The 5610-nt window shown below is 36.1% G+C and carries 6 protein-coding genes and 1 pseudogene; 2 read left to right on the forward strand and 5 right to left on the reverse strand.

The genetic code is table 11. The features are described from left to right. Positions 1-542: DUF2911 domain-containing protein (locus A9Q93_RS11760; RefSeq protein ID WP_303687603.1), on the forward strand; the 542-nt coding region annotated here is incomplete at its 5' end. 94 nt (positions 543-636) lie between these two features. On the opposite strand, the gene A9Q93_RS11765 is transcribed toward A9Q93_RS11760, so the two are convergent. The 5 genes from A9Q93_RS11765 to A9Q93_RS11785 all read right to left on the reverse strand — a co-directional run bounded on the left by A9Q93_RS11765 (position 637) and on the right by A9Q93_RS11785 (position 4892). Beyond that, entirely contained in the window at positions 637-1410 is a 774-nt protein-coding gene (locus A9Q93_RS11765; protein WP_303687604.1) for a head GIN domain-containing protein, read from the reverse strand. A 2-nt stretch (positions 1411-1412) separates the two neighbouring features. Then, complete coding sequence (locus A9Q93_RS11770; RefSeq protein WP_303687605.1) at positions 1413-2519, reverse strand: acyloxyacyl hydrolase; 1107 nt, start codon at positions 2517-2519, stop codon at positions 1413-1415. Positions 2520-2678: 159 nt separating this feature from the next. After that, positions 2679-2999 carry a 2Fe-2S iron-sulfur cluster-binding protein gene (locus A9Q93_RS11775; RefSeq protein ID WP_303687606.1) on the reverse strand — a complete coding sequence of 107 codons (321 nt, stop codon included), beginning with the start codon at positions 2997-2999 and terminating at the stop codon, positions 2679-2681. Between the two features lies 1 nt (position 3000). Further along, positions 3001-4068 carry an NAD(P)/FAD-dependent oxidoreductase gene (locus A9Q93_RS11780; protein ID WP_303687608.1) on the reverse strand — a complete coding sequence of 356 codons (1068 nt, stop codon included), beginning with the start codon at positions 4066-4068 and terminating at the stop codon, positions 3001-3003. 416 nt (positions 4069-4484) lie between these two features. Further along, complete coding sequence (locus A9Q93_RS11785) at positions 4485-4892, reverse strand: Rrf2 family transcriptional regulator (protein ID WP_303687607.1); 408 nt, start codon at positions 4890-4892, stop codon at positions 4485-4487. Positions 4893-5002: 110 nt separating this feature from the next. Here A9Q93_RS11785 and A9Q93_RS11790 point away from each other — a divergent pair. After that, positions 5003-5610: pseudogene (locus tag A9Q93_RS11790) on the forward strand (hypothetical protein); the annotation flags it as partial.

A 5610-nucleotide genomic window follows, 5' to 3' on the forward strand; every position in this document is an offset into this window, starting at 1 on the left:
CATCGCTTTTTGCACAAGAATTTAGTCCTATAGATAAAAGCCCGATGGATGCTGCATTCTTCCCAGCAGATGCTGCAAAACGAGCATTTAAAAAAGGTGTTAGTGAGCCTAAAGTCAGAGTCTTATACAGTAGACCTTCCTTAAAGGATCGTAATTTATTTAGAACAACTGAAGACCGCAAAGACGGAATAACTCAATACGGTAAACCATGGAGACTAGGTGCAAATGAAAGCACAGAACTTCTATTAATGCAAGATGCTCTAATAGGCGATACACTTGTTAAAGCTGGGCGTTATTCCATAGTAGTTACACCTACAGAAACAGAATGGACCTTTCATATAAATTCAGAAAATGATGGATGGGGAAATTATTCTCATAAACCTGAACTAGATGTAGTAACGGTTTCTGTTCCAGTAAAAATCGTAAAAGATAGAGTGGAGCAATTAAGCATTACCATGTATTCTCCTAACAATGATAACACAGTGCATCTTAAAACTGGATGGGGAAAATATAGAACAGAGCTTCCTATCGTATTGAAATAATAAAATTCACCTAGAATAGAAAGCACCTCAATTTCTACTAATTGAGGTGTTTTTTTATTTCCGCTTTCGCGAAAGCGAGAACAATAAATTCTTTCTAGTTTTCAATAATCAATCTACCTTGCCAGGTTTCTTGCACATCCACTGTTACAGGTCTTGATTTTAAAATTACATCACCATAACCATTGATGTTACCAGATATATTCTGTCTAACATCCATATTCCAGGAAGCTGTGCCACGATGAAATATCTGCGCATTTTGAATAATAAGATCATTTGCAATCAACCTTCCATCCCCTTCATCCCAATTGAAATCGGCATTTTCTACAGATCCTGAAAGATAAAAATTGCTTAGCTTATTAGTATTAATAGTAAGGTTTTGAACTACCAGTTGTAATCTAAAATCGCCAGTGGAATGGTAAAAATCTTCTTCTGGACCGTCATTAGAAAGTAATGTGAGATTATTCCAGCTTAAAACACCTTCTGATCGCACGTCTTCACCAGTACTGGATCTGATCTCAGTAATATTAGGCGACGTGACAACCACCTCAGTGATACCATAATCTCTAACAAGATTGCAACCATTATTATTAACGACTTCAAGTCTACCATCATTTACAGTAACATCCACATCATTTAAAAGATTCTCTCCAGTTTTTATGACCACTTTTTGAATTGGTCCATCTTTTACGGTCAACTTTAAACGTTCAAAAACTAAGATCTTATCAAAAGGCTCCACTTGAAACTCTTGTTCGATAAAGTCACCAGCAGCTTGAGTGCAATTCAAACCATCTTCTGAATCACAAGAGGTAACAAACAGTATCAATAGTAATGACGACCAGTAAAATGCTTTAGTAAATTTATAATTCATCTTCATAATCTATATCCTATTCCTAGACTCACACCTTCGGCCGCAGCGCCATGAGATTTGAGCGTTAAACTTGCAAAAACATGATCTGTTAGTCTTCTTTGTAATCCCATTCTATTATAAATACGAGATTCAAATGGTATAGGCCAATACACATAATAACCAAATTGTGTTAAAACACTGGTTTTACCCAAATGCAATTCGTGACCTATAAAAACACCTACTCGTTGATAATTTTCATCACCTGTAATTCCTTCTTCTGGAAAACTGTTAGCCTGGTAATCCCTATATTCTTTTAGAAACTCACTTATAAAAACTTCTGTTCCTGCATTCAGGCTACTTTTAATATTGATCCTTTTATCAGCATAAAATGAAAAATTATAGAAGGGAAACTGACCACTGCCACGATAATCGCTCTCATTAAAACCTATTCTAGCAACAAAGTTGTAATGAATAGGCTCAGAATATTTTCTTTTCTCCCAGATCTTAAACTCCGGTATATTGTCTTTATTCAACGTGTAATTTAATCCGGCTTGAAAAAACCAGGTGTTTGTAGAATTGTTGGGTGCTCTCACGTTTGCATTAGAATAATGAATAATGGTTGCACCAGCGTGAAAACCTAATCCTTTTGTAATATTCTCTTTTCTGTAAACCGCATTGAGGTAAGTAGTACTTGTAATCGTAGAACCATAAGCATTGTTTCGAGGATTTTCAATTTCATCAAAAGGCTTTGTCACATATGCAAGTCCTTGCCCTATTCTCAATTGAAAATTACGATTAAAAAAATGAAAATTATAATGCGCATAAGCACTGAAAGCCTCACCTAACTCGTAGGTTTTCATATCTTGATAAGCAGCGCTAAAGCCCCAATCTGGAAATCCAAATCTAGATTGCCACTCTTCTTCTCCAAAGGTTTTACGATTGTAACTCAGTAAAATTCCCGTAGGGTGATCTGTAATTAAGTGTGCGATATCTGGATTGTGTTCTAAAATAGAACCATACAAAAAGGAGGCGTCCAGTGTTGCCACTTTTGGAAATGCTTCTGTAGTTTGTGCGGTAACCGCTTTCGCGAAAGCGAGAATAAAAAATACCCCTAAAATACTTTTAACCATAGTGACTAAACTACAATGAAAAATATAATAGTCAGGCTGCGATCTCAATTAAATTAAGAAATTTATCGTTTAAAGTAATAAAAATCGTTTTAAATCCAGATTTGATGAAAGTAGCATCGAATGCCGGTAGGTTTTACGACTTAAAGAAATGCAAAGTAATTAATCTTCTGGAGCTAGTTCTATGACTAGTCCATTAAGGTCTTCGGTAATGGGTATTTGACAACCTAGTCGCGAATTATCTTTAACATAACTTGCTTCCCAAAGCATTGCCTGCTCATCATCATTGCGTTCTCCTAGATCGTGGTCACTTATAATATAGCACTGGCAAGTAGCACACATCGCCATACCACCGCAAACCGCTTGAACTGGCAAATCATAAGATTTACAAACCTCCATAAGGTTCATGTTCATGTCTGTAGGTGCTAGAACTTTATGCTCTTTTCCCTCACGATCAATTATGGTGATGTTTATATCTTCCATGTTAGTGGTTTCCTATTTTTTTAACAACTGCTTTTTCTGCCTCTTTACGTGAACCGTCAAAACCGTTTATGCCTCCTACAGTGGTGTACTTCATTACATAACGTTTATCTGGAAAAATGCGCTGGTAAGCGCTTTGACACATCAAAGTCGCTTCATGAAAGCCGCAAAGTATCAGTTTTAATTTACCTGGATATGTGTTAACGTCTCCTATGGCATAAATTCCAGGAATGTTAGTCTGGTAGTCTAAAGTATTATCTACTTTGATAGCATTTTTTTCAATTTCCAGACCCCAATCTGCTATAGGACCTAATTTAGGAGCCAGGCCGAATAGCGGAATAAAAGCATCGCACTCTATTACTTCCATTCTCTTAGCCTCGTCATTGTGCTGTAATAAAACAGACTCTACTTTATCTTCTCCTTTGATATCTAGGATTTCAGCTGGAGTAACTAATCGTATTTTATTTTCATCTACAAGGTCTTGTACTTTTTCTACGCTGTCTAAGGCACCACGGAATTCTTCTCTTCTATGAACTAAGGTAACCTCAGCGGCAACATCGGCTAAGAAAATAGACCAGTCTAAGGCAGAGTCTCCTCCACCTGCAATTACCACCTTTTTATCTCTATAGACTTCTGGATCTTTAATCATGTATACAAGACCTTTGTCTTCATACTTTTCAATTCCTTCTATAGCAGGTTTGCGCGGTTCAAAAGAACCTAATCCACCAGCTATAGCAACTACCTTTGCATGGTGTTTTGTTCCTTTACTTGTTGTTACTATAAAAGAACCGTCTTCTTGTTTATCGATAGTTTGAGCGCGCTCACCTAATGTAAAACCTGGCTGAAAAGGTTCAATTTGCTTCATCAAGTTGTCTACAAGGTCGCCAGCGAGAACCTCTGGAAAGCCTGGAATATCATAGATGGGTTTTTTAGGGTATAATTCTGAGCATTGCCCACCAGGTTGTGCAAGTGCATCTATAATATGGCACTTGAGTTTTAGTAATCCAGCTTCAAATACGGTAAATAATCCTGTAGGTCCAGCACCTATAATTAGTATATCTGTAGTAATCATATCTTGTGTCATAGCAACTTTAAAGCTAACAAATTAGCATTATGCAAAGGTCGTTATGAAAAGACTGGTAAACAAATGATTTAAGTCATCTATTACTTAAGAAAAATATAATATAAATGTTTTTAAAGAGGCTTTTACTCAAGTGGAAATTGAAATTCCTTAAAGAAATAGTAGAAGAATTTGTTTTTGAACGGCCAACCGCGAGATGTTATAATAAGAAAACAGCCCATCTTGATATTGTAAACAACTCGCATTGGGTGACCTATCCAAAACTATTCGTTAAAACTTAACGGTACAAATATAATTACTTTATTTAAACCCTACAAGCCCCATAGGATTAATTGAGTAATTTTAATTTTAATTACTTACAGTCGCTTATTTACCTCACTATAAGAACGTTAATTAAAGTTATAGCTTTAAGATAAATCTTCTAAAGTCTGACTTTCTAAAACCTCAAGCGTATTATCTCTCACTTGAATCATTAATTTGTTCACTGCACAGGTATCTTCATCAGCACAGTCTTCACATTTTTCATAACAGTTAAGACTCACGCATGGTAACATACCTATAGGACCTTCTAAAATGCGATGTACTGTAGACATGCGTATTTTTTTGGGTTCTTGCATTAAATAATAGCCACCACCTTTACCTTTTCTACTTCCTAAGATACTATTTTTTCTTAACTCTAAGAGAATGGCTTCCAGAAATTTATGCGGAATATTTTCAGAGTCAGCAATTGTAGCAATAGGTGTAGGAACCTTATGTTCTAATCGCGCTAGATAGGTAAGCGCTTTAATACCATATTTAGTTTTACGTGATAGCATGTTCAAATCTACTACATTCTATTGTTATGTTCAATGCCTAAAACGAAATAGTTAACTTATCCTTAACAACTGACTCTGCTTTGTAAACGTAGATCGTGCAAATTAACTACATGAAACTTTTTACAATTCTATTTTTTTACTGCTCTACCATTGTTGCACAAGTAGGCATAGGCACCTCAGCACCTTCAAGCGGATCGTTGCTTGATATAAAAAGTGCTGCTGGCAATAAAGGGATTTTAATCCCGAGAATTGATATTGAAGATTTAAATACCGCAGCGCCAGTGACAGGTGATATGGAAGAAAGCTTACTAGTTTATAATACAAATATACTCTCTGGTAAAGGCTTTTATTTTTGGAATGGTTCATTATGGCAACCGCTGGACACTAATAACGGTAATAATAACACCACTAATCCTGATCCCAATTTCTTCTGGAAAACTACAGGGAATTTAGGTACAGATGCTGGGACTAATAGTGGCCAGCATTTTTTAGGCACCTGGGATGATGAGGATCTAGTGGTGGCCACTAATACAGTGGAAAGAATGCGAGTTAAGACTAACGGTAACGTAGGTGTAGGAGAAAATAATCCAGATCAATTATTACATATTTCTACCGCTAGAGATGGACAAGGAATTAAAATCCAGCGAGGAAACGATCATTTTGAAATGACTCAAAACAACAGAACCCTAGATTTTAATTCATCTAATAATAATGGTGC

The sequence above is a fragment of the Nonlabens dokdonensis genome, from assembly GCF_002162835.1.
GTDB classification, from domain to species: Bacteria; Bacteroidota; Bacteroidia; order Flavobacteriales; family Flavobacteriaceae; genus Nonlabens; species Nonlabens dokdonensis_B.